The sequence below is a fragment of the Paraburkholderia phenazinium genome, from assembly GCF_900141745.1.
GTDB lineage: Bacteria > Pseudomonadota > Gammaproteobacteria > Burkholderiales > Burkholderiaceae > Paraburkholderia > Paraburkholderia phenazinium_B.
In genome coordinates, this window is sequence record NZ_FSRM01000002.1 from 1,126,374 (window position 1) to 1,150,675 (window position 24,302).

The 24,302-nt window shown below is 61.4% G+C and carries 22 protein-coding genes; 9 read left to right on the forward strand and 13 right to left on the reverse strand.

The window, feature by feature from the left end:
• Nucleotides 1-28: 28 nt before the first annotated feature.
• Nucleotides 29-2,158 carry a phosphocholine-specific phospholipase C gene (locus tag BUS06_RS25170; protein ID WP_074267124.1) on the reverse strand — a complete coding sequence of 710 codons (2,130 nt, stop codon included), beginning with the start codon at nucleotides 2,156-2,158 and terminating at the stop codon, nucleotides 29-31.
• A 64-nt stretch (nucleotides 2,159-2,222) separates the two neighbouring features.
• Nucleotides 2,223-2,576, reverse strand: coding sequence for a hypothetical protein (locus BUS06_RS37525; RefSeq protein WP_074267125.1), 354 nt, complete (start codon nucleotides 2,574-2,576; stop codon nucleotides 2,223-2,225).
• A 216-nt stretch (nucleotides 2,577-2,792) separates the two neighbouring features.
• Here BUS06_RS37525 and BUS06_RS25180 point away from each other — a divergent pair, with 216 nt between their 5' ends.
• The 4 genes from BUS06_RS25180 (at nucleotide 2,793) to BUS06_RS25195 (ending at nucleotide 10,314) form a co-directional block, all read left to right on the forward strand.
• Nucleotides 2,793-4,742, forward strand: a complete 1,950-nt coding sequence (locus tag BUS06_RS25180) for an amylo-alpha-1,6-glucosidase (RefSeq protein WP_074267126.1) — start codon at nucleotides 2,793-2,795, stop codon at nucleotides 4,740-4,742.
• 139 nt (nucleotides 4,743-4,881) lie between these two features.
• A complete protein-coding gene (locus BUS06_RS25185) occupies nucleotides 4,882-7,605 on the forward strand; it encodes an MGH1-like glycoside hydrolase domain-containing protein (RefSeq protein WP_074267127.1) in 2,724 nt (907 codons plus the stop codon).
• Nucleotides 7,606-7,764: 159 nt separating this feature from the next.
• On the forward strand, nucleotides 7,765-9,351 hold the full coding sequence (gene zwf / locus BUS06_RS25190) for a glucose-6-phosphate dehydrogenase (RefSeq protein WP_074267128.1): 1,587 nt from the start codon (nucleotides 7,765-7,767) through the stop codon (nucleotides 9,349-9,351).
• A gap of 207 nt (nucleotides 9,352-9,558) precedes the next feature.
• Nucleotides 9,559-10,314: an ROK family protein gene (locus BUS06_RS25195; RefSeq protein ID WP_074269280.1), complete on the forward strand. Its 756-nt coding sequence runs from the start codon at nucleotides 9,559-9,561 to the stop codon at nucleotides 10,312-10,314.
• An 80-nt stretch (nucleotides 10,315-10,394) separates the two neighbouring features.
• On the opposite strand, the gene BUS06_RS25200 is transcribed toward BUS06_RS25195, so the two are convergent.
• The 3 genes from BUS06_RS25200 to BUS06_RS25210 all read right to left on the reverse strand — a co-directional run bounded on the left by BUS06_RS25200 (nucleotide 10,395) and on the right by BUS06_RS25210 (nucleotide 13,181).
• Complete coding sequence (locus BUS06_RS25200) at nucleotides 10,395-11,390, reverse strand: aldo/keto reductase (RefSeq protein WP_074267129.1); 996 nt, start codon at nucleotides 11,388-11,390, stop codon at nucleotides 10,395-10,397.
• 56 nt (nucleotides 11,391-11,446) lie between these two features.
• Nucleotides 11,447-12,661, reverse strand: a complete 1,215-nt coding sequence (locus tag BUS06_RS25205; RefSeq protein ID WP_167379430.1) for an MFS transporter — start codon at nucleotides 12,659-12,661, stop codon at nucleotides 11,447-11,449.
• A gap of 214 nt (nucleotides 12,662-12,875) precedes the next feature.
• Nucleotides 12,876-13,181, reverse strand: coding sequence for a HigA family addiction module antitoxin (locus tag BUS06_RS25210; RefSeq protein WP_074267131.1), 306 nt, complete (start codon nucleotides 13,179-13,181; stop codon nucleotides 12,876-12,878).
• Nucleotides 13,182-13,425: 244 nt separating this feature from the next.
• Here BUS06_RS25210 and BUS06_RS25215 point away from each other — a divergent pair, with 244 nt between their 5' ends.
• Nucleotides 13,426-14,166, forward strand: a complete 741-nt coding sequence (locus tag BUS06_RS25215; RefSeq protein WP_074267132.1) for a ProQ/FinO family protein — start codon at nucleotides 13,426-13,428, stop codon at nucleotides 14,164-14,166.
• Nucleotides 14,167-14,188: 22 nt separating this feature from the next.
• On the opposite strand, the gene BUS06_RS25220 is transcribed toward BUS06_RS25215, so the two are convergent.
• From BUS06_RS25220 to BUS06_RS25235, 4 genes are all read right to left on the reverse strand, one after another.
• A complete protein-coding gene (locus tag BUS06_RS25220; protein WP_083611589.1) occupies nucleotides 14,189-14,662 on the reverse strand; it encodes a GNAT family N-acetyltransferase in 474 nt (157 codons plus the stop codon).
• Nucleotides 14,663-14,695: 33 nt separating this feature from the next.
• Nucleotides 14,696-15,676, reverse strand: a complete 981-nt coding sequence (locus BUS06_RS25225) for a CPBP family intramembrane glutamic endopeptidase (RefSeq protein WP_074267134.1) — start codon at nucleotides 15,674-15,676, stop codon at nucleotides 14,696-14,698.
• Nucleotides 15,677-15,879: 203 nt separating this feature from the next.
• On the reverse strand, nucleotides 15,880-17,289 hold the full coding sequence (locus BUS06_RS25230) for a sugar porter family MFS transporter (RefSeq protein ID WP_074267135.1): 1,410 nt from the start codon (nucleotides 17,287-17,289) through the stop codon (nucleotides 15,880-15,882).
• A gap of 188 nt (nucleotides 17,290-17,477) precedes the next feature.
• The gene (locus tag BUS06_RS25235) at nucleotides 17,478-17,999 is read right to left on the reverse strand and encodes a RodZ family helix-turn-helix domain-containing protein (protein WP_083611591.1); all 522 of its coding nucleotides are present in this window, start codon (nucleotides 17,997-17,999) and stop codon (nucleotides 17,478-17,480) included.
• A 380-nt stretch (nucleotides 18,000-18,379) separates the two neighbouring features.
• Here BUS06_RS25235 and BUS06_RS25240 point away from each other — a divergent pair, with 380 nt between their 5' ends.
• The gene (locus BUS06_RS25240; RefSeq protein WP_074267136.1) at nucleotides 18,380-19,174 is read left to right on the forward strand and encodes a sulfite exporter TauE/SafE family protein; all 795 of its coding nucleotides are present in this window, start codon (nucleotides 18,380-18,382) and stop codon (nucleotides 19,172-19,174) included.
• Between the two features lie 25 nt (nucleotides 19,175-19,199).
• Here the strand turns inward: BUS06_RS25240 and BUS06_RS25245 are convergent, their stop codons facing one another.
• Together BUS06_RS25245 and BUS06_RS25250 are read right to left on the reverse strand one after the other, a co-directional pair.
• The gene (locus BUS06_RS25245) at nucleotides 19,200-20,000 is read right to left on the reverse strand and encodes a resuscitation-promoting factor Rpf1 domain-containing protein (protein ID WP_074267137.1); all 801 of its coding nucleotides are present in this window, start codon (nucleotides 19,998-20,000) and stop codon (nucleotides 19,200-19,202) included.
• 220 nt (nucleotides 20,001-20,220) lie between these two features.
• Nucleotides 20,221-21,429: a DUF1444 domain-containing protein gene (locus BUS06_RS25250; RefSeq protein WP_074267138.1), complete on the reverse strand. Its 1,209-nt coding sequence runs from the start codon at nucleotides 21,427-21,429 to the stop codon at nucleotides 20,221-20,223.
• 275 nt (nucleotides 21,430-21,704) lie between these two features.
• On the opposite strand from BUS06_RS25250, the gene BUS06_RS25255 reads away from it, so the two are divergent.
• A complete protein-coding gene (locus BUS06_RS25255) occupies nucleotides 21,705-22,409 on the forward strand; it encodes a nitroreductase (protein ID WP_429287256.1) in 705 nt (234 codons plus the stop codon).
• A gap of 39 nt (nucleotides 22,410-22,448) precedes the next feature.
• Here BUS06_RS25255 and BUS06_RS25260 read toward each other — a convergent pair whose 3' ends face one another.
• Nucleotides 22,449-22,808: a DOPA 4,5-dioxygenase family protein gene (locus BUS06_RS25260; protein ID WP_074267139.1), complete on the reverse strand. Its 360-nt coding sequence runs from the start codon at nucleotides 22,806-22,808 to the stop codon at nucleotides 22,449-22,451.
• 90 nt (nucleotides 22,809-22,898) lie between these two features.
• On the reverse strand, nucleotides 22,899-23,087 hold the full coding sequence (locus BUS06_RS25265; RefSeq protein WP_074267140.1) for a glycine zipper 2TM domain-containing protein: 189 nt from the start codon (nucleotides 23,085-23,087) through the stop codon (nucleotides 22,899-22,901).
• 202 nt (nucleotides 23,088-23,289) lie between these two features.
• Between BUS06_RS25265 and BUS06_RS25270 the strand changes: the two genes are divergently transcribed.
• Nucleotides 23,290-23,643, forward strand: coding sequence for a YciI family protein (locus BUS06_RS25270; protein WP_074267141.1), 354 nt, complete (start codon nucleotides 23,290-23,292; stop codon nucleotides 23,641-23,643).
• 175 nt (nucleotides 23,644-23,818) lie between these two features.
• Nucleotides 23,819-24,232: a YciI family protein gene (locus tag BUS06_RS25275; protein ID WP_074267142.1), complete on the forward strand. Its 414-nt coding sequence runs from the start codon at nucleotides 23,819-23,821 to the stop codon at nucleotides 24,230-24,232.
• Nucleotides 24,233-24,302 lie beyond the last annotated feature (70 nt).

A 24,302-nucleotide genomic window follows, 5' to 3' on the forward strand; every position in this document is an offset into this window, starting at 1 on the left:
TTCGTTGCCCGGCGGCACCTCAGCGGTTTCAGACTACCGTCAACGTCGGCGCGATAGCGGCCGGGTCGCTGATACTCGGACGGCCGTTTTCGACGTGGCCGGCGAGGCGGCGGCTGTAGCTGGCGTCGTCATTGCTGCTGACAGTCAGATCGTACCAGTGGTGGCTCGACGCCAGCACCCATGCTTCCTCGATCTCCGCGCCGGCCGGCACGATCACCTGACGCGGACGCGCACCGTACGCATTGTCGATCACCGTCAGGCGCGCGGTGCCTTTGCCCTTGTTGGTGAACTTCAGGTACACGTTGCCGTTTGCCACGTCGTAGTGCGTGCGGACTTCCGGCAGCGACGGCTTGTTGTTCCTGCTCTGCGTCTCGACGGCATTGCCTGCAAACTTGCGGACAAAGCCATTCGGGCCGAACGCTTCGAACGTGTAGACGCCGATCGTCGAGGTCAGATCGAAAGTCTCCGTCAACGACTTGCCTGCTTCGACCGTATAGCGCCACGGGCCGTCGGTGCGGTTGGTGGCATAGACGTAGAAGTGCGCACCGTGCGTGCCGGTGTTGGCGAGATCGATCGTGAAGGTGTTCTCCTTGACGTCCACCTTGCCATTCACGTGCAGCTCATACGGCAGTGCACGGGCAAAACGGATACCCGACTCCTGCGCGTCGAACGGCCCCGGCGTGGCCGGCACGACCGGCGCCGGATTCACGGCGCACTGGTTGTTGGCCATGTTGATGTAGTTGCTGGTGTCCGGCAGCGGCGGCATCGTCGCATCCGGCGTGCGGAAGTCGAACGCCGTCGTCAGGTCGCCGCATACGGCGCGGCGCCATTCCGTGATGTTCGGCTCCGTCACGCCGAAACGCTTCTCGATGAAACGGATCACCGACGTGTGATCGAACACCTGCGAGCAGACAAAGCCGCCCTTGGTCCACGGCGAGACGATCGTCATCGGCACGCGCGGTCCGAGGCCGTACGGCAGGCCGTCGGCAGTGTAGCTGCCGCCGCGCAGCGGATTCACCACGTTGTGGATTTCGCCGGCCACACTGACCGTCGATTGACCCTGGGCCGCGGTCGTTGCCGGTTGCGGCGGCACGAGGTGATCGAAGAAGCCGTCGTTCTCGTCGTACATGATGAACAGGACGGTCTTGCTCCAGACTTCCGGATTCGACGTCAGCGCTTCGATGATCTGCGAGGTATATTCCGCGCCATAAGCGGGCGTGTAGCTCGGGTGTTCCGAGTACGCTGCCGGCGGGCACAGCCACGATACCTGCGGCAGGTTGCCTGCGAGCACGTCGTTCTTCAGATCGACAATCGTGCGCACCGTCTGTGCGCGCTCGTAAAGTGCCGAGCCCGGTTGTGCGTTGATGAAGTTGACGAAGTTCTGCAGGATGTTGGTACCGTAGTTGCCGTTCAGCGGATCGGCGCCGGTCAGCCCTTGCTGGTAAACCTGCCACGAAATGCCCGCAGCCTGCAGACGTTCCGGATACGTCGTCCACGAGAGCAGTGCGTACTTCGGCGGGCCATCGCCGTCCACGTAATCGTTGTTGTCGAGCAGCGGTCCGCCCATCGTGCCGCTCGGGTCGACCATGCCGGTCATCAGATACGAGCGGTTCGGGTGTGTCGGGCCGGGCATCGAGCAGAAGTAGGCGTCGCAGATGGTGAACGCGTCGGCCAGTGCGTAGTGAAACGGAATGTCGCTACGCAGGTAGTAGCCCATCGTCATGTCGGTCTTGTACTGCGGCCACTGGTTGTACGCGCCGTTGTTGATGGCATAGTGCGTCGGGTACCAGTTGTGGTCGAGATCGCCGATACATTGTGCGCTGGTGGTCTGCGTGTTCAGGTGGAACGGCAGAACCGGTTGCGCCGCGTTCTCTTTCGACGGCTGATACCACACCGGCTGTTGGCCGCCCGGCAGCGGAATCGGGAAGCGATCGTTGTAACCACGTACGCCGCGCATATGGCCGAAGTAGTGGTCGAACGAACGGTTCTCTTGCATGAATACCACGATGTGCTCGACATCCTCGATCGTTCCGGTGCGCGAATTGGCCGGGATCGCCAATGCATTGCGGATCGATTCAGGGAATGCGGCCAACGCGGCGGCGGCACCGGCGGATGATGCAACGGTCTGCAGGAAACGGCGACGGCTGTTTGAGGTCATTGGTTATCACCTTCTGCGGGGGGAAAGAATAGCGCGTCTCGATGCGCTGGGGGTAATCCGTTGGTTAATTGCTGTGTCCACTCTGGTCGCCGTCACCGGGCGCATAGCGCAGCACGGGAGTAACCTGCTGGCTGTCTCCTGCGAGGCTTGCTTCCACGCTTTGCACAGCGCTGTCCGATGCGGCGGAGGTACCAGGTGTAGCGGCGCCTGCTAGCGCGGCTGACGCGCCCCATGCGGGAGACGTCGCCGCCAGGTTTGTCTGAGGAGCTGAGAGTGTGGCCGCGGGTGTGACTGAACTGGTTGCGGCATTGCTTTGGCCGACGCTTGCCGAACTGTTTTCGTCCGGACCACAGGCGGTCAACAAAACGGTTGTGAGTGCAACGACTACGGCCGTGGCCGCGACCTGGAAATTTCGCATGTCTGCATCCTCGTTCGGGGTAGCGGGATGCAGTCTCCAGTGACTTGAAGAAAATATTATGAAATACGGTGTAACGTTTGCGAGCTGCGAATTTGATGGCTATTTGTTGGAATTCGGAAAGTGATTAGAAATTATGGCGAACGCCTATCTGGCGATTTTTCCTTGCTGTTTCATTAAATCGGTAAGATCGAAGCAGTAAAAACGGCGGATGTAAAAATGACGCGCATCGAAAAAACTTTCGATTCCTTCCAGCTCGAATACGAGTGGCTCGAGGCGGACGGCTTCGGCGGCTTCGCATCGGGAACAGTCGGCACGGCGCGTACGCGCCGCTATCACGCGCTGCTGCTGACGGCGATGCATCCACCTGGCGGGCGCGTTGCACTCGTCAATGGTGTCGAAGCGTGGCTCGAAGCAGACGGCAAGCGTTATCCACTCACCATGCAGCGCTATGTGCCAGACGTGGTGTATCCCGACGTGTCATCCAGCCTGCTCGGTTTCGATACGCAACCTTGGCCGACGTGGCGTTTCCAGCTGGACGGCGAAGCGGTACTGATCGCCGAGGTCTTCGTTGCGAAGGCGAGCTGCGAGACGGTCTTGCGTTGGCGTCTTGCGCCGGGCAGTGCTAGCGCGGAAGCCGCAAGCCGTTATACGTTGAACGTGCGGCCGCTTTTGTCGGGACGCGACTATCACGCGCTGCATCACGAAAACGCCGCGTTCAACTTCAATGCACAGACGGATGATGCCCGCGCCAAGGTGAGCTGGCAGCCATACGGTGACCTGCCGGCGATTCACGCGTCGACCAACGGAACGTACACTCACGCGCCGGACTGGTATCGAAACTTCTGCTATGTACGCGAGCGCGAACGTGGCCTCGATTTCAGCGAAGATCTTGCGACGCCCGGTGTGTTCACTTTCTCACTCGCCGACGGTGCCGCACTGATGATCCTGCGTGCCGGCCCGCAAGCCGATGACACGCCGGCTGTCGAACGGGCGCAGGCGCTGGCCGATGGCGAATTTGCGCGTCGCAGCGCATTCGCCTCGCAACTGCATCGCTCTGCGGATGCTTACCTCATCGCGCGTGAAAAAGGCAGCACGCTGGTCGCGGGCTTCCCGTGGTTTACCGATTGGGGCCGCGATACGTTCATCGCGATGCGCGGCTTGTTGCTGGCATCGGGCCGTCACGAAGCGGCAAAGTCGATCCTGCTCGAGTGGGCCAGCACGATCTCCGAAGGCATGTTGCCGAATCTCTTTCCCGACTACGGCAGCACGCCCGAATACAACGCCGTCGATGCGTCCCTATGGTTCGTGGTTGCGGTGCACGACTACCTGGCCGCGGAGCACGCTTGCGACGACACACGCAAGCGTCTGCAGCAGGCGGTCGAGGAGATTCTCACGGGGTACAGTCGTGGCACCCGTTTCGGCATCCGTGCCGATGACGACGGTCTGCTCCGCGCCGGCGTGCCAGGTGTGCAACTGACGTGGATGGATGCGAAGGTCGGCGACTGGGTCGTAACGCCGCGTATCGGCAAGCCAGTAGAAGTGCAGGCGCTGTGGATCAACGCGCTGCGCATTGCTGCGAAGTGGAATCCGCAGTGGCAGGAACCAGCGGCACGTGCCTCGCAGGCATTTGTACAGCGCTTCACGGATCCGGCGAGCAGTGCTTTGTTCGACAACGTCGACGCGGACCACGTGCGGGGCAAAATCGATCACTCGATCCGGCCGAACCAGATTTTCGCGGTGGGAGGCTTGCCGTTTCCGCTGCTCGAAGGCGCCGCAGCGCGTGCGGTGGTCGAACAGGTCGAGACGCACCTGTTGACGCCGCTTGGCCTGCGCACCCTGGCGCCGTCCGATCCCGCCTATCGGGGACGCTACGCGGGCGGTCAGGTCGAGCGTGACAGTGCTTATCACCAAGGGACAGTGTGGCCCTGGCTGATCGGGCCGTTCGTCGAGGCATGGTTGCGCGTGAATCAACCGGCCGAAGGTGCGCGGGCCCAGGCGCGCACGCGCTTTCTTGCGCCGCTGATCGAGTATCTCGACCGCGACGGCCTCGATCACCTCTGCGAGGTGGCCGACGGTGATGCACCGCATCATCCGGGCGGCACGCCGTTTCAGGCGTGGTCGCTGGGGGAATTGCTGAGGGTTAAGCGGATGCTGGCGAATGGGTGAACCGCTAGGCGGACTGCGGAGCAGGCATGGGACAAGCTCCGGATAGGCCCCGGATAAAGCCCACGCCGGCGCACCCTTTGAGCAAAACGCGCTAGGATGTGAGTCCCACCGCCAAGCTCGAAAAGCAAGGGACCGCTCCATGCCGCCGCTGCGTGCCGCCAATCTGCTCGCAACTATCGAAGGCACCCGCCTGCACTCCAGGGAATGCGCCCGCTGGCAGCGCTGGGGGCCCTATCTGAGCGAGCGCCAGTGGGGCACCGTGCGCGAGGACTACAGCCCGAACGGCACCGCATGGGACTATTTTCCCCACGACCATGCCCGCAGCCGTGCTTATCGCTGGGGCGAGGACGGCATTGCCGGCTTCGGCGACGACAAGCTGAACTGGTGCGTCTCGCTGGCGCTCTGGAATCGCCAGGATCCGATCATCAAGGAACGCCTGTTCGGCCTCACCAACTCGCAGGGCAATCACGGCGAGGACGTCAAGGAACTGTATTTCTACCTCGACGGCACGCCCACCCACTCTTATATGCGGATGCTGTACAAGTATCCGCACGCTGCGTATCCGTATGACGATCTGGTGCAGGAGAACGCGCGGCGCGGCGCCGATATGCCCGAATACGAGGTGCTCGATACCGGCGCATTCGACGACAACTGCTATTTCGACGTGCAGGTCGAATACGCGAAGCACACGCCCGAAGACATCGTGATGCGGGTCACGGTCGAAAACCGGGGCGACAAGTCTGCCTCGCTCGATGTGCTGCCGCAGATCTGGGCGCGAAATACGTGGTCGTGGAAAGAAACGAAGGACCGTCCATCGCTTTCGAAGCAGACAGCGAACGGCGCAACGTATTTGCTGGGGCGCCAGCCAGGACATGATCCGTTTGTGGTGACCGCGTGGTCGAAAGACGCGCCCGGACTGACGTGGCTGTTCTGCGAGAACGACACCAATGTCAAACGCCTCTTCAATATGGACGGGGCGGGTCCGTTCAAGGACGGCATCAACGATTACCTCGTGCATGGCGACGCGCAAGCGGTACGGTCCGACACCGGCACCAAGGCAGCGGCCCACGTGCCGCTCGAACTCCCGCCCTACGGCCGCGCGGTAATTTATATGCGCTGGCGCCCCGAGTCCGCACCGGATGACGTGCCGCTCGATGTCGACGCGCTGTTTGCTCGCCGTCTTGCCGAAGCCGACGGGTTTTATGCGGCGTTGCAGCATGAAATCCACGATCCCGACGCACGGCTCGTGCAGCGGCAGGCGCTCGCCGGCATGCTGTGGTCGAAGCAGTACTACCAGTTCGACGTCCAGCGCTGGCTGGATGGTGATCCGGCGCAGCCCACGCCTGACGCAAATCGCAAGCGCGGCCGCAACGCCGACTGGCGTCACCTGTGCAATGCGGACATCGTTTCGATGCCCGACAAGTGGGAGTACCCGTGGTACGCATCCTGGGATCTCGCCTTCCATGCCGCGGCCTTTGCGCTCATCGATCCTGAGTTCGCCAAGCGGCAGTTGCTGTTGCTGGTCAAGGACCGTTATCAGCATCCCAACGGACAGTTGCCGGCCTACGAGTGGGCCTTGGGCGACGCCAATCCGCCGGTGCACGCATGGGCCGCGTGGCGCGTCTATGAAATCGACCGGGCGCTGATGGGCAAAGGCGATCGCGATTTCCTCGAGTTGGTGTTCCACAAACTGCTGCTGAATTTTTCGTGGTGGGTGAACCGCAAGGACGCCGACGGCCGCAATATTTTCCAGGGTGGCTTTCTTGGGCTGGATAACGTCGGCATCTTCGATCGCTCGTCGCCGCTGCCGACCGGCGGTCACATCGATCAGGCCGACGGTACCGCGTGGATGGCGGCGTATGCGCTCGATCTGATGCGCATCGCGCTGGAACTGGCGTTTGCCAATCACGTGTTCGTCGATATCGGCGTGAAGTTCTTCGAACACTTCCTGTATATCGCCGAGGCAGTCAGTTGCGACGACGACTGCGAGACCGGCTTGTGGGACAGCGCCGACGAATTCTTCTACGACAAGCTGAGACTGCCCGACGGCACCAGCGAGCCAATGCGGGTGCGTTCTATCGTCGGTCTGATCCCGCTGTTTGCGGTGCATGTGCTCGAAGAGCGCCTGCACGGCAGCCTGCCTGGGTTGCGGGAGCGACTGTTCTGGTTCCTCGAGCACCGTCCCGATCTGGCCAAACTGGTGTCGCGCTGGGATGAAACTGGCAAGGGCAACACCCTGCTGCTGTCGCTGCTGCGCGGACACCGGATGAAGGCGTTGTTGCGGCGTGCCCTCGACGAATCAGAATTTCTTTCCGATCACGGCGTGCGGGCACTCTCGCGGGTACACCGCGACGAGCCGTTCGTCTTCAGACACAACGGCGACAGCTTTTGCGTTAAATATCTGCCGGCCGAATCGGACTCGCGTGTATTCGGCGGCAATTCGAACTGGCGCGGACCGGTCTGGATGCCAGTCAACTACCTGCTGATCGAGTCGCTGTACGAGTTTCACCGCTACTACGGCGACGATTTCCGCGTGGAGTTTCCGACCGGTTCCGGCCAGAAGTTCTCGTTGCGCGAAATCGCCGATCAGCTCGCACGGCGTGCCACTACGCTATTTCTCAAGGACAGCAACGGCGAGCGTCCGGTGATGGGCGCGTATCCGCTGCTGCAGGCCGACCCGCGTTCGAGCGATCTCGTGCTGTTCCACGAATACTTTCACGGCGACAATGGCCGGGGCGTCGGCGCTTCGCACCAGACCGGCTGGAGCGGGCTCGTTGCGTTGCTGCTGCAGCCGCGTATGGCGGGCGAGACGGGCGAAGTGCCGGCCACAACGGACGCCGAGGCTGCCTTGGTCACCAAGTAGGTTCTGCAGCAAAACGAAGGGGGAGGGCAGGGTTAAGGGTATTACAGTCACCCTGCAGACAGACGATTCGTAACTGATTTTGAACTGTGCGGCGGCGGCCCTGGTCTTTCTTCTATTGCCACGTCTGTTCCACTGGCTTACTTCGATCAAGTGAACCCTATGTCGACTCCTTCGAACGCACCTGATTCAAGTTCCTCCTCTGCCGGCGCGCAGTCTTCCACTCCTACCGTACCGGCAGGCAAACACCCGGCGCCGCCGTGCACCCTCGTGATCTTCGGCGCAGGCGGCGATCTCACCAAACGCCTGCTGATGCCCGCGCTGTACAACCTGACTGTAGACGGTCTGCTGGATCCGCAGATGAAGATCATCGGCGTGAATCACGGCCAGGTCGAAACCAGCGCGTGGCGCGACGATCTGTACAAGGCGCTGCAGCAGTTTGCTGCCGACAAGGCCAGCACCTTCCACACCTCGAAGCTCGACGACAAGGCGTGGAGTTCGCTGGCGCAGCGCCTCGAATACATGGCGGGCGAATTCGAAAGCGACGACACGTTTTCCGCCCTGAAACAGAAGCTCGAAAACACGCCTGGCGGCAACGTAGTGTTTTACCTCGCCGTCAGTTCGCGCTTCTTCAAGCCGATTGTCGAGCACCTCGGTAAAGCTGGCCTGCTCAAGGAAGGCGACGACGGCAAAGGCTTCCGTCGCATTGTGATCGAGAAGCCGTTCGGTACGGATCTTGCGTCGGCTCGCGATCTGAATGAACATATCCTGAGTAATGCGAAGGAAGAGCAGGTCTATCGTATCGACCACTTTCTCGGCAAGGACACCGTGCAGAGCATCATGGCCGTGCGCTTTGCGAATGCCTTGTTCGAACCGATCTGGCGGCGCGAGTACATCGACTGCGTGCAGATCACGGCGTCCGAGACGATCGGCGTGGAAGGGCGCGGCTCGTTCTACGAACAGACCGGCGCGTTTCGCGACATGTTGCCAAACCATCTGTTCCAGCTGCTCGGCATGGTCGCCATGGAGCCGCCCAATTCCTTCGACGCCGAAGCAGTGCGCGACAAGAAAGCCGATATTTTCGACGCTATCCAGCCGGTAAAACCGGATGACGTGGTTTTCGGACAATACGAGAAGGGACCGGCAGGGCCGGGCTATCGGCAGGAGCCCGATGTGGCGCCCGACAGCCAGACGGAGACGTATGCCGCTGCGCGCGTGCTCATCGAAAACTGGCGCTGGTCCGGCGTGCCGTTCTATCTGCGTACCGGCAAGCGGCTTGCGGCGCGTCGCACGGAGATATCGGTGCAACTGAAGACGGTGCCGTTCCGGCTGTTTCGCGACACGCCTGTGGATGCGCTGACGCCTAACGTGCTGACCTTGCGCATCGATCCGACGCATGGCACGAGTTTCGATTTCAACGTGAAGGCGCCGGGGCCGATCATGCAGATGGGCGCTGTGCAGTCGTCTTTTAACTACGGCGACTTTTTCGATGAACAGCCGAACGTCGGCTACGAAACGCTGTTGTACGACTGCATGCTCGGCGACGAGACGCTGTTTCAGCGTGCCGACAGCATCGAAACGAGCTGGGCCGCGGTGGACGACGTGTTGCATCCGAAGGGCAGTCCGCTGCCGGTGCACGGCTACCCCGCGGGTAGCCAGGGTCCGGCCGAGTCGGATGCGCTGCTGGCGCGCAGCGGTCATGCATGGCGACCTTTAAGCAAGGACAAGGACGCGGACGCGAAGAAGTAAGGCTTAACATCACACTAACAGGGGACCACCGTGGCGACACGTAAGACCAACGTCAAAGGTAACGTCAAGAGCAGCACCGGCAGCACCGTTAAAACCGCTGCTAAACGTGCGGCGAAGAAGACCGTGGTGAAAGCCGCGGCTAAGCCCGCTGCCAGGGCTGCGGCCAAACCCGCGGCTAAAAGTGCCGTCAGGCACGGCGGAGGGTACATCCTCTCCATCGATGTGGGCGGTACCGGTCTGAAGGCCGCGATCATCGACACGCACGGCAAGATGGTTACCGAGCGTCTGCGCGTGGCGACGCCGCATCCTTGCACGCCAGATCAACTCGTCGATACGCTGGTGAAGCTGGTCGAGCCGCTGATTGCAGAGCATGCGCCTTCGCGCATCTCGATTGGCTTTCCGGGTTTCGTGCGTAACAACCGCGTGCTCACGGCACCGCATTTCGGCGATGAAGGCTGGCACGACATTCCCCTTGCGGATTCGCTGGCCAAGCGGCTCGGCGGCTTGCCGGTGCGCATGATCAACGACGCCGAGGTGCAGGGCTTTGCAGCAATCGAAGGTCATGGCATCGAGTTCGTGCTGACGCTTGGCACGGGTGCGGGCACGGCGCTGTTTCGCGACGGTGAACTGATGCCGCACCTTGAGCTTGCGCATCACCCGGTCAGCAAGAACCGCGCATACGACGAATATATCGGCGACGCGGCGCGCATGCAGGCGGGCAACAAGCGCTGGAACCACCGCGTCGAGAAGGTGATCGGGATTCTGGCTTCGCTCGTGAACTACGACAAGCTATGGATAGGCGGCGGCAACGCCGCGCGCCTGAACTTCAAGCTGCCCGCGAATGTGGCGGTTGTGTCCAACGATGCGGGTATCGAAGGCGGGGCCAAGCTCTGGCATCCGCGCTCATTGCGTGATACACGGCAGTTGCCGGAAGCGACCCAGCGTACCGGCATTTTCGAGTAATCGATGTGCGAGATGCGATTGCCGGTTGGCAATCGCATCGCCGCCTATGCGCTTTAGGACCTTTAGGCTACTTTGGCCGTTTAGCGTGCCGCGTCACCCCAACGATATTCGTGCGTCACATCGTCAAGTTGCGCTTTCAGTTCGGCATTCAGTGTTAGATCTATCGCGCTGAGTGTGTCCGTCAATTGATCAGGATTGCTTGCGCCGATGATCGCCGATGTGATGTGCGGATTCGCAAGCACCCAGGCGAGCGACGCTTTCGTCAGCGACACGCCGGCGTCCGCTGCGATGCCCTTCAGCTTTTCGATGGTGTCGAATTCGCGCTTATGCCAGTAGCGTTCCTGATACGTCGCCCCCGCTTTGCCCACCGTTTCGGTGAAGCGGCCGGCCTCAGGCTGCGCATCGTGGCGGTGCTTGCCGGTCAGCAGGCCGCCTGCCAGCGGGTTATACGGAATCACCGCCAGCTGTTCCTCTCCGCAGAGCGGTAGCAACTCGCGTTCGATCTGCCGGAACAGCAGGTTGTAACGCGGCTGAACGGAGACGAAGCGCGCCACACGCAGCACATCCGCGCGTCCCAATGCGCGCGCCAGCCGGTAAGCCAGAAAGTTCGATACGCCCACGTAGCGCGCCTTGCCCGAGCGCACGATGATGTCGAGTGCTTCCAGTGTTTCGTCGAGCGGCGTTTCGTGATCGTCGGAGTGCAGCTGGTACAGGTCGACGTAGTCGGTGCCGAGGCGCCGAAGAGACGTGTCGATGGCATCGAGCAGGTGCTTGCGCGACGCACCTTGATCCCATGACGACGGCCCAACCTTGCCCACTGCTTTAGTGGCAAGGATGAAGCGATCGCGCTTTCCCCTCAACCAGCGGCCGACGATCTCTTCGGTGCGTCCCGCGAGATCTTCGCCGCCGCCCAGCGGATAGACGTCCGCGGTATCGATGAAGTTGACGCCGGCTTCCGCGGCCTTGTCGAGGATGCGGTGCGAGACCGCCTCTTCGGTTTGCAAGCCGAATGTCATCGTGCCAAGACATAGACGTGAAACGCTCAGGCCAGTGCGGCCGAATTTACGGTATTGCATGGTGGACTCCGCGAGAGGAACAGGTTGCCGGTTGCGTTAAACAAAAAGCATAGCGCTTATCGGCAATCTGCGTCTGCGGCGGCGGCAAGCCCGGCAACCTGCGGCTGCTTGCTAAAACGTAAGGCTACAGCCGCAAGGCAAGCCGCCGCGACGCAGCCAAGCACGATGAAGACATCGCTGGTGGACAGCAGACTCGTCAGTACGGCACCCACGCATGGCGCGACGAATTGCACGAACATGCCCGCGGATTGCAGTGCGGCACTGGCGCTCGCCACCTGATCTGCGAGACGCCGGGCGATAAACAGCCGGCACTCAACCCTGAAGCGCGCACTCATGAAGCCGGTCGCGAAGAACGCGAGCGCGAGCAGCCATTCGGCCGGACGCAACGGCAACCGGAAGATGCCGCCAATGGCGATGAACACGGCACACGACACGAACGCTGGCGCAAGCAGTGGTCCGAGGCCGGCCCGCTCGGCATTGCGTCCCATGGGCAGCAGACTGCCGAGCATGCCGCCTAGCGCAGCACAAGAGACCACAATGCCGAGCGCCGACTTGTCGAACCCCTGGTTTCTTAGCATGAGCGGAAACTGATTGTTGACGGCCGCCGCCAGCGCGAAGTAAATGCCTGTGCAAAGCAGCAGCGGCAGGATGGCACCGGTCCAGCGCGTACGCGGTGCAGCCTTTGCGTCAGGTGCAGCGGCAACGGGTAGCACGGCCTTAGCGGCCGGCGCGGCCAGCAGCATCATCAGGATGGCTGCGGCGATGAACACGATCGAGACGAGCATCGTGTGATTGTCGCCGGCCCATGCGCCGACGATTCCACCGGCAGCGGGTGCGCAGATCTTCGCCATGCTTTGAGCCAGACTGAGTAAGCGGAACGCACGGCTTTGCTGCGCCTCGTCGACACTGGTGGTGACATACACGGTTTCGGCAGGATCGGTGAAGCCGAGGGCCGCCGACTTGAACGCGACGACCAGCAGAAAGGCGACGAAGTGGCCGACCCAAAGCAGGGCGGCCGTCGTGCCGAGCGTGATCGCCAATGCGCCGACAAGGACACGTGTGCTGGCATAGCGGTCGCAAACCTGGCTGATGATCCGCGTGAGCAGAATGGGCGGCACCAGCAATGCGGCACTCAGGATCACCAGATCGAATGGTGTCGCGTTGAATCGATAGGTTGCGATGTTCAGTATCGCGAGAAAGTTAATCCATCCACCGAAGCTGGCAAAGAAACTGCCGATCAGAAACATATGGAAGCGGCGATTACCGGACATGTTCATCCTTGATGCATCCTGGTTCGGGAGGTCGTGGCGTTTCGATCGCGACGGCAGGACGCAACAACGCCTTCGAAGCGAGTCGAATAATTAAATAAGGAATGCTAAAAAGGCAGGGCGAAACAATGCGAACCTTTGATGATTCAAAGGTTCAACACTTGCTAACGGGTATGACGGCTAACGCGGATCTTACCGATCGTCGATGCGCCGGCGCCTAGAACAACGCCGGCTGTTGAGCGTTCACCATGGGTACGACGTTGAGTTCGTCGAGCCGCAGGCGCGCCTTCGCGAGATCGTGAAGCACTTGCCTTTGCAACCAGGTTTCTGCGCCGCCACCGAACGCCTTGTCGAGACGCAGGGCCATCTCCGGTGAGATACCTGCCTTGCCGCTCAACAGATTCGTTAAAGCCTGGCGACTGACGCCCAGAACCAGCGCACCTTCGGTGACGGTCAAATTGAACCGCTCGAGGCAGTTCTGCCGGACAGTGACGCCGGGATGGATGAATTCTGAATCGGCCATGGACCGAACAATATCGATGAATTGATTGCTCGTCAACTGACAAGCGCTTCTTGTCATGCGGGTCTTTGAGCATTCACGGCGTGTGTTTGAGAATGTATTTACCGCTGCCGATGAAAAATCTGCGGCACGTTGCTTGCTGAAAACGGAACTCAGGCATCCCGCATGGCGAAGCGCCGGAAGTGCACATATCGCTTTCCGGTCTAGCTGCTACAATCCACGCATTTTCCTCGTCGTAGACTGCATCATGGGCTTTGAACAACTCGCGGCACTGAAAGAACAGCTGGCGAAACAGGCTGAAGAGAAACGCGCAGCCAGGCACGCAAAGCACGCCAGGCCGGCGAGGCCAGCGAAGCCGGCTGAGGCAGCAAAGCAAGCCGCGGTAGCGAAGCACGCTAACGGGGGCCGTAACACGCCCGACGCGGCGCGCACCGCACCTGAGCATAAAGCGGCCGCACATAAGTCATCTGCACCGAAGCAGTCCGCGCAGAAATCGCCGGCGCAAAAGTCAAAGCCGGTAGATCCGGTGGTGCTCTCTATCGGCAAGCTTCAGAAGCGATTCCCGAAGGCGTTCCCCAAAAATCCGGCTCCGAAGGTGCCGCTCAAGGTAGGCATCTTCAAGGATCTGCTGGAGCACTCCGAAGAACTCGGCTTAAACGAAGCGGCTTTGCGCGACGCCATCAAGGTGTGGTGCTGGGGTAGCCGTTACTGGGCATGCGTCACCGAAAACGCCATGCGCGTCGACCTGAACGGTCAGGATGCCGGCCAGGTGCTGCCGGCGGAAGCCGCGCGTGCGCGCGGCTTGCAGGCCAAGCGGCAAAAAGCCAGGAACGCTGCGCAAGGCGCTTCCGCTCCGCAGGGTGCGGCGGCTGCGCAAGAGGCTGCGGTTCAGCAGGCTAGCAACGCTGAGCAAAACGTCTCCGCTCAACCGGACCACCCCGCCGCTCAGGAAGACAGCGCAGCCCCGCAAGGCAGCGCCGTCGAATAAGCGCGCGTCGCCGTCGCGCCTGCTATCGGGCGGGCAACGGTCGCGATGCAGACAGGAACAGCGCCATCGGCGTGCTCGTACTTAACTGAGTCTTGTCGTCCACCCGCGTGAAGCCCATCGCACTGTAGAACTCCACCGCGTTAGGCGCTGCATTGACCCTCACATAGGGCCGCTCGTTGCGCGGCACGCACTGTCTGATCGCTTCCTCAATCAGGCTTCGACCGATGCCGCGTCGATGGTCGCCCGGCTCGACAAACAGACTGCACAGATTCCAGAAATTCTTGACCAGTACCGCGCCGGCAATGCGCCCGTCCACGACGCATTTCAGGTGTACGCATTGGTGTGCATGATCGAACGCCCAGTGCATATTTGCGAGAACGTTGGTGATCACGGCGGCCATCTCGTCCGCTTCAATCCGGACACTGGTCCGGATGGTTCTCAACATCATCGACGCTAGCGCGGCTTCGTCGCTGGACTGGACTGCTTCTATTTTCATTCGGTGTCCACTGGAAACCTGTTGAGCGCGACGTTAGCGGATAGCGGTGCGCGCCGGCTTCCAGCCGCTGCCGCGGAATGGCGATGTGGTTCGGCGTCCCCACCATAACCAGATCAACACCGCGGTGATAAGGAGCATTGGGAAGATCAGCAGGCTGCCCTCCGGACCGGTTTTGCCGCCGCTCATCAGGATGTTGCCGAGCGGATGCGCCGTAAAGAGCCGGGTATCTACCAGCGTGCCACTATCGGATGTGCCGTAGAAGTACGATTCACCCCAGTCCCACGCCGCATGAAAGCCGATTGCCCAGAATAGCGATCCCGTGTACCAGAGACTCAGGCAGATCACGATCCCGAAGCCGCCAGCGGAGATCAGTCCGATGGGCGTCTCTCCGGGATTGGAGCCATGCAAACCGCCGAACAGGATCGAGAGCAGCAGCACGCCCCACCAGAAGCCGATGCCTCGCGTCAGCGTGTATTGCAGATATCCGCGCAACGTCGACTCTTCGAAGATTCCGACCAGCAGAAAGAAGCCGGCCCATGCGACCGCACGCGTCCAGACTGTTACACCGTGGTCCGTGGGCGGGTCGAGCACCAGCAGATGCATTTGCACGAGGACAAGCACCATCAGACTGATTGCGCCGAATCCGCACAGGAGGCCGCCTCCGAAACGCGTCCAGGCGGCGGAATCCCGCAAGCCAAAAGACAGCATTGAGCGTCGCTCGATGGCCGCCACTACGGCCAATGCAGCTATCAGGCCGGCAAGCTGAAACGTCTCGCCTAGATAGGCAACCGGCAGAGTAAACAGGGTGATGGGGTGGTGATGGTGCCCGAAATGCGCCCGCACCGCGGCGATGCCGAAGACGACCGCCACAAACGTCGCGATAAAAACCGCGACGCCCCAGCCGGCCCGCATTCCGTTGCGACTGGTGAATACCCAGCGCACTCTTCGTTTGAAGCGGCTTCCGCGTGTTGCGCTCTTTGTTTGTTCTTCAGGCTGCGTGAGTGAGTCGTCCAAGAAGGCCTCCGTTCGAATGACGACGAGGGAATGCGCGAACCGTGCTTTCCGTTGTTATGCTTTTTCTATAGCACGACGGCCTCAAGGATGTGTGGCGTATAACGCTCGTCGAGCTAAGCGCATTACTTTAACTTCGTTTCATGCGCTCGCCAACGTTGTAAAAAATCATCTCTTTCGGGCGGGGCGACGCGGCTGCAACACCCTTACTCTCCGAGCTTGCGCAACGCCCGCCCATCCATCAGATTTCGTTCGATCTGCTCGAGCGAAACGCCCTTCGTTTCCGGCACGAGCCATAGCGTCAGGAATATAAATGCAGCGTTCATTACCGCGTACAGCCAGAACGTTTGCGCATGACCCAGCGTGTTAAGCAAGGTGAGGAACGTTGCGCCGGCAATCGTGTTGGCCACCCAGTTGACGAAGGTTGAAGCTGCGATGCCGAAATCGCGACCCTTCATAGGCTGGATTTCCGCGCAGAGAATCCAGATCATCGGTCCCGCCGACATCGCGAAGCCCGCGATAAACACCAGCAGCATCACCACCGCCGCGATCTGGCTGGCGCCGCTCGTCACGCCTATATGCAGTAGTGCGCCGAGCGTAGCGAGCGCAAGTGCCATCACGGTGAAGCCGGTGTAGAGAATCGGCTTGCGGCCCCAGCGGTCCACCAGGCCAATAGCGATAAAGGTTGCCGCCACGTTCACAGCGCCCACGATTACCGTGCCCCACAGCTGGTCGTGCGAGGTGCCGTAACCGGCGAGCCCGAAAATGCGCGGTGCGTAATACATCACCACGTTGATGCCGGTCAATTGCTGCATTACCTGCAGCATGATGCCGAGCCCCACGGTACGACGAAAGTTTGGATTGCTACGGAATAGTCCCCATCCCTGGAATTCCACTTTGAGCTGATCTGCGATCTCGCTCATTTCGGTTTCTATGCTCTTGCGGTCGCTGCGCAGCTTTTCCAGCACGCGCTCAGCTTCCTCGTTGCGGCCACGGCTCATCAGCCAGCGCGGGCTGCGCGGCAGGAACAGCAAACCGAATAGCAAGGCGAGCGCCGGAAAGGCGATCACGCCGAGCATCCAGCGCCAGTCTCCTGTGCCGCTAAAGGCGGTGTTGGAGAGGAAAGCCGCCAGAATGCCGACTGTCACCATCAACTGATGCAGGGAGATCATGGCGCCGCGCATGGTACGGGGAGCGATTTCGGACAGATAAAGCGGTGCGGTAAAAGAAGCGATCCCGACTGCTACGCCAAGAAAAACGCGTCCGGTAATCAGCATCTCCGGGCTCCATGCGAATGCACACACGCCCGACGCGCAAGCGAACAACGCTGCGCCGATCATCAACGAGTATTTGCGGCCGATGGCTTTGGCCATCCACCCCGAGCCAAGCGCGCCGAGCGCCGCTCCGACCATCATCGAACTGACAATCCATTCCTGCATCTGGTCGCCGACATGAAACTGTCGCGCGATAAACGGCAATGCGCCTGAGATCACGCCGATATCGAGGCCAAACAATAAGCCGGCCAGCGCGGCGATTACGCTGGTCAGCACGACGTGAAAGCGGTTATGCGGGTGCGCAGCGGCGTTCGCTGCCAGCCCATGAGGTGTGGCGGACATGGCTTTTCCTTTTAAGAGGCCAGCGGTACGCCATGGGATGCCTGTGCAGATAGCGCACAAACGTAGAAGTGCGCGATCTGCGGCTACGCGCTTCTCTCATGGCGGACTGCGGCGCGGCTTGTTTTCTTCAGGGGACATAGCATCCGCCGTGCCCGATCCAGCCATCCGTCCACCGTGCGCAAGGGTCTTTAAACCAGCAGTGAAATGATTCCCCCGATGGTGAGTCCGGCCGCCAGCCATCTGCCCGCAGTGTAGAAGGGGTTGCGATTGTCCTGCGATTGATCGGGGCGCTCTAGCCCCAAGGTGCCGTAGGTAAACGATTTGAGCGGCGAGGCGTTGGTGGTGCCGACCGAGGTGTCACTATTGCCAGCGGTGCCGGTTGTGCTGGCGTCGCTGGTGCCGCCCGTTGCGCTGGGGTCGTTAGCCGAGTCGGCGTCACTGGCGTCTGTCGTGCCGCCAGCAGTGTTTGACGGCGCTGCGCTCTGCGTCGTCACGTCGCTCTGGGTGCTGCTCGCGTCCTGCGCGGCAATCGCGGCGCCTTCTGGCGAGATGGTAACGGCCGAGTCCTGGCTGGGGCTCGCGGCGCTCGAGCCAACGGACGTCGTCGTTGCGTCGCTGGTGGCAGACACCGGGGGCGAGTTCGATGCTGTGCTCCCGCTGGCACCCGTTTGCGTCAGCGTAGATGACGCCGCGGCGTTGCTAACTTGCATGGCAATCCTTTCTCATCCGTGTATCCATCTGGGACGATCTGGTCTCGCGCGACCAGAGGCCCATTCAGCGTTGCCGCGGGCCGCCGGAGACGAAACGCCTTCTCCGCGGCGGCCCGCCGGCACGCAGTGCGATGTCGCCTTGCCTGACTTTTCGACCGCGCAGAAACTTATCTTTAGGGTTGGTAAGGCGATGTAAGGACGCGCGATGCATAAAGCCCGGCCGGGTGGCCCTAGGCGCACCGGGGTATCATGCGGCTCCGGCGGGCGTAGGCGCTCACCGGTCAGCGGGCCTGCATGGCGGGTCAGCGAAGACACAAGAAATTTACTGCGCGATATTCGAAGCCACCCATCCGCAGTCATAGCGGGTAGACCAACACATCATGGTTCACATCAATCTCTCCGACGGCGTTTTAGGCCCCGCTCTGCAGGCGCTCGATCCGTACGCGCTAGTCGGTATCCTCGCCGCGTTGTTACTGGGCGGCATGGTCAAAGGGGTGGTTAGCATCGGCGTGCCATTGGTGGCGATGCCGATTCTTAGCCACTTTCTGCCGATCAAGCAGGCGGTGCTGCTACTGTCGATGCCGATCATTCTCGGCAATATCCCGCAGGCGCTCGAAGGTGGCGAGATGCTTGCCACCGTGCGCCGGATCGCGGCGCCGCTGGTCGGCACGGTGCTCGGCAACATCGTCGGGGTGACGATGCTGATTTCGCTTGCGCCTCATCGCGCGCAGGCCGCCGCCGGAATTGCCCTGATCGTCGCGGCGTTGCTGCTGTTCGCTTCGCCCCGGCTCACGCTATCGCCGGGCTTCGCCAAACCCGTAGGGCTGGTGCTCGGTTTCGGGGCGGCCGTGATGGAGAGCGTTGCCTCCGTGCCGGGACCGCTACTGGCCATGTACCTGATTGCAACCGGAGCCACCGGCAAAGCCTTTACCAAGCAGATTGCCATCATCCTGGTGGTCTCGATCGTTTCGCTGATCGCCGCGTTTAGCGGCGGCGCCCACGCCAGCTGGGTCGATCTCGCCATCTCGGCCGCCGCGAGCATCCCGGTGATCGCCGGCATGCTGATCGTGCGTCCGCTGCGTGACAAACTGCCACCGGCGGTCTTCCGCAAGCTCGTGCTGCTGTTCGTTCTCTTGGCGGCCGCGCAGATGATCTGGAAGTCCGGGATTCTGTAGACATCACCCTTAACGCAACGCCGTTTCAGGCGGAGACGTCGACCAGTACGCCCACGGGTTGCCAGTTCAGGCTGCTGGCGGTGTCCGAGAGCCCGTCGAGCACATCGGACAGCGTCACCGTCGCGCCGGGGTCCTGGTCGAGCGCGGCAACGTGCGCCTGCAATGCGTTGCTCAGGTTCGACATGGCGGTGTCGAGCGGATCCTCACCGTCGGCCGCTTCGGCTTCCTCGGGTTCGGAAATCTCTTCTACGTCGTCGACTTCAACGTCCCATTCCCCTGCGTCGGTATCGGCATCGGTATCGTCGACTGCCGGACGCGATGCGGTCGACAGATCCGCAATACGTGAACCCATGTCGCGATAGGCGCTCACACCGCCACCCGAGGTCGCTGCATCGTTAAAGCTGGCAATCGCGTTTGCCGAACTATCGCCGGATGACGTGGCCCCGTTGCTCGACGCGATCGACTGTTGAAGCGCTAGCGCCTGATAGAGCGCGGCAAGGAATTGCGCGCCTGTGCTGGCCGGGTCGCTGCTGGTCGCGCTGACGGTGATCGTCGTGGTGCCATCGGCGCGGTCTGTGCCGCTAGCGGCGTCCGTACCGCTGGTGGCGTCTGTCGTGAGCGAGCCGGATGGCATGTTGTAGCCGAGCCGCGACAGGGTTTGCTGAAGCGCGGCCATCAGCGGATCGGTGCTTGCAGTCGAAGTCGACGCCGACGGTTCCGTCGAAGTGGACTGCTTCTTCGCGGGCACGGCTTCCACCGACGACGCGGGCGGCGCGGCGGGCGTCGGCAGCGACGCCATCGTCATACCGAACGAATCGATCGACATGGTCCATTTCCTCCAGGTAAACACGTTGGATAGCGCAGGGGCCGGCGACATCGAAGGGCGAACTCACTTCGTCATCACGAGCCTGATCGAACGGTTTATCGGAGGGACGGGTCCAGAGGTTGATGGTTTGTAAGGCGAGGAAAGAGCAATGCGCCGTTCACGCCGCGCGGCAGCGTGAAGCGGGTACCAGGGCGGAACGAGTCCGTGGAGAAGAGGGTGTCTACGATTCGCTGCGCGCGAACGATGAGAACTGACCCGGATCGGGAAAGCCGCGCGTCCTGTAGCGCGCCGGATACATGGGTTCTTCTTCGAGCAGGCTGCCCACCAGCGGCGTGATCTGTTGCCACGGGACGATTCGTGTCTCGCCCGTTTCGGGACGCACCAGCACGACCCGATCGGCCTGCGGCAACAAAGATTCGACGCCGGCGGTCCACGTTGCGGCCGAGAACGTTTCCCCCGCATCGTCCTTGGTGCCATAGAGCAGATAGTTCGCAACGAACACGTCGCTGCCTTCCTGCTTATGCAGACGATCGAGCGCGGCCTTTTGCGAGTCGTAGTCCTCCTTGTGATAGCGCAAGACCAGCTGTGCGAGGCGGCGTACCACGTGGCCCTGGCGCGGCGTAAAACGTCGCAGGCCTTCGTGGTAGCAGTACATGAACGGCGAAACAGGGCGGCCGCTGTGCGCGGCTTCGCGGCTCAGTTCGACCATGCGCGCGATGCCGCCGTCGTCCTTGTCGCTGGTGACGAGCAGCACGTCGCGCGTGGGGATCATAAAGACAGGAACGCCATGCACCGGCGCGCGGTGCAGCAGGTCGGGCAGCAGCGCACGGCTCGCATCGTAGCCATCGCGCCAGTTGCCGCGATATACGCCGCGGGCCACTTCGACGAACGAGTCGGTGGTGATGTCTCGCAGGTTGTCACGCGCAATCGCGAGCGCGTCGTCGAGCGAAATGCCCCACGATTCCACGGGTCCGCTCATAAGCGTCGAGGTGGACTCCGGATAGTCGAGTGCAAGAAGGACGGCACAGTCGTCGCCGAACGGTCGCCACGCGGGTGCGAATGAGGCCTCCCTACCGCTGGTGCGTAACTGATGCAGGCGCACGTCTTCGAGCACACCCCGGCCGCGGATCAGCGGCCGCAGCATCGCCCGCGCCTCGGACAGGCGTTCGGGGGCGGCTCGATGACTCGCGCATAGCGTCGCGACGAACCCTTCCATCGCAGCCTCGCGGAATGCCCTGTCGCTACCGCAATAGGCGCGGTATGCGTGATGCAGGTTAAAGACCGCGTTGTCGCCGTACTCAAGCCGGAATTCGTCGGCGTTGTAGTTCAGCGAGGCATCGAAGCCCCGATGTTGGACGGCTTCAATGAACAGGGCGGCGAACGCATCCGGTGAGGGTTTGCGTCCTAACAGCGCATTGAGAAATCCCATGTTGATCAGTCGTTACGAATCGCACCGGTTGGATTGCCCAGTTTTGGAGCATGTAAGGATTAACGGCCTCGTGCCGCAATTCTTGAAGGTTTCGTGTGAGGGATGGTCGAGGCGGCCGTGCCTTGGGCGGCTGCGGCTTATGGGCCGGGGCTGGGCCGCTTTTTACCCCTCACCAGCAGGGCGTGGCGGGGTTGGCTAGAATAGTTTGAAGCAGGGTGCCAGCCGGCGCGTAGATCCTGGCCCATGTGGCGCAGATGATTGGAGATGCTATTCGCATGAATGACACCCCGATGAACGAAACGGTCAACGAGATCGATGCAGTATTGAAGTCGCGGCGTTCGATCCGCGCGTTTTTGCCGACGCCGGTTGCGCGTGAAGAGATCGAAGCGATTCTCGAGGCGGCGAGCCGCGCGCCCTCAGGCACCAACACGCAGCCGTGGAAAGTCTATGTGGTGACGGGTGAAGCGCTCGAAAGGCTTTCACAGGCATTGCTCGCCGCGTACGACGATCCGCAGCGCGACAGCCTGTATCAGGAAGACTACCGGTACTATCCGCGTCAATGGGTGTCGCCGTATATCGATCGCCGCCGCAAGATTGGCTGGGATCTGTACGGATTACTAGGCATCGCAAAGGGAGAAAAAGACAAAATGCATGCGCAGCACGCGCGCAACTATGCGTTTTTCGGCGCGCCAGTGGGACTGTTCTTCACGATCGACCGGATTCTCGAGCGGGGTAGCTGGCTCGACTACGGTATGTTCCTCGAAGCCGTCATGATCTCCGCACGCGGACACGGTCTCGACACGTGCCCGCAGGCAGCGTTCGTGCCGTTTCATCGCGTGATCGCGAGCCATCTCGGTCTACCGGATGAAGAGCAACTGGTCTGCGGCATGTCGCTCGGCTGGGCCGATCAGGACGCGCTCGTCAACCAGTTGAGTACCGAGCGTGAGCCTGTCGAGCGGTTTGCGAAGTTCTTCGAATGACGTGAGTACTCGCGTACCCGCTGCCTCGGCAAGATCAGATCACTTGCCGAACACTTCGAGCTTGAGCTGATGCGAATGACCAATCCATACGGCACGGTCACGATGATCGCGTAAATCGTCGCCGGTATTCGGGTGCAGGAAAACGTCGAGCTCGCCGTGATTGAGCGTCAGCCATGCCACGATCTCGGCAAACTGCGTGGGAGCGAACGCAAGCTGATATGACCATTTTGGATGCGGTCCTACCGGGCGCTCGTGAAAGCGGCCCAACTCCAGTTGGTTCGCGAAACGCGCTTCAATCTGTTCGCGCAGAGCCCATGCGGCGTCGCGATGATCGCCATCGAAATACACGTGGGCATGCCAGCTATGAACGACGGGTGCGGGTACGACTGAATGGGTCATGTGCTGAAGGTGCTTGAGTCAGGTATTTGGCCCACTCGTGGGGCGCGAGGCAGTGTGCTCTGCCTCGCGCCGCGTGTCAAACTTACCGGCCTATTTACCGAGCTCGTAACCGATCGCGCCGCCGACTACAGCGCCGCCCACGGTACCCGCTGTGCTGTGATTGGTCGCTTCGTTGCCGACTACACCGCCTGCCGCCGCGCCGCCTAGTGTGCAACCGGTCGCGAGGGAGGCTAAAACCACGAGAGTCAGGATTCCTGTCCACCTGGATCGAATCTTCATTTTCAACCTCGTTTTACGCCTTGATACCTGCTTTGACAGCAAGGCGCGTGCCGTAACAGCGTTTTGCACTGCGGCTCCAGGGCAAGCGGCGTTAAGCAAAGGCTGAAGTATCTCGACGTGTTTGCGTCGATCCGGCGGCGCTTGTAGACTGCCTTCGCAAATCGTGCGCAAGACTGCGCATATCCACCGATCGGAGTTCCTCATGGCCTACATGCTGTTCATCGTCGAACCCACTAACCAGCGTAACGAACGCACCGAGCAGGAAGGGCAGGTGCTCTACGAGCGTATGTCGAATTACGCCGACGATCTGCGCGAGCGCGGCTTGCTGCTCGCGTGCGAATCGCTGAAGTCCACGAGAGATGCCGTGCGTGTGGAGGTGCGCGGCGGCCAGCCAAGGCTGCTTGACGGCCCCTTCGCCGAAGCCAAGGAAATGGTCGGCGGTTTCCTGCTGCTCAATGTCGATACGCGCGAAGAAGCGGTGGCGATTGCGACGGGCTGTCCGGCCGCGCAATGGTGCACTGTCGAAGTTCGCGAGGTTGGTCCCTGCTATCAATGATGCGGGGTGGGGTGCGTGCCGGGCACTGGCCGCGGCGCGGAGTGTAGTAGGCGCCAGGGTTTTCCCCAGTCGGCGAAATTCGTGTCGATTCAGCGATGAATCGTGCGTCGTGTGAATGAAGAGCCTCCCATGCACTCAAGCAGGCTCGATATCCACGACGACAAGGGGCGATGAAATGCGATTCATGATCATGGTGAAAGCGACCGCGGCGAGCGAATCCGGCGCCAGGCCGGACGAGTCCCTGATGGCCGTGATGGGCGCGTATCACGAGGAACTGGCGAAGGCCGGCGTGTTACTCGACGCAACCGGATTGCAGCCGACGTCGAAGGGTTGGCGTATCCATTATTCGCAGGGGAAGCGCACCGTGATTGACGGTCCGTTCGCCGAAACAAAGGAACTGTTGGCGGGCTATACGCTAATTCAGGTGCGCTCGCGTGAAGAGGCGATGGAATGGGCGCGCCGCTTTCCGGCGCCGTTCGGTGAAGACGCCGACGGCGAGATCGAAGTGCGGCAACTGTTCGAATGGGACGACTTCGAGCCGGGGCCTTCCGTGGACCGCTTTCGCGAACTGGATGAGGGACGGCGCTAGGTCATGTTGTCAGGATGCCGAATCATGTACAAGCCTATTGATCCCGATGGGAAGGCTTGCGCATTGAGCC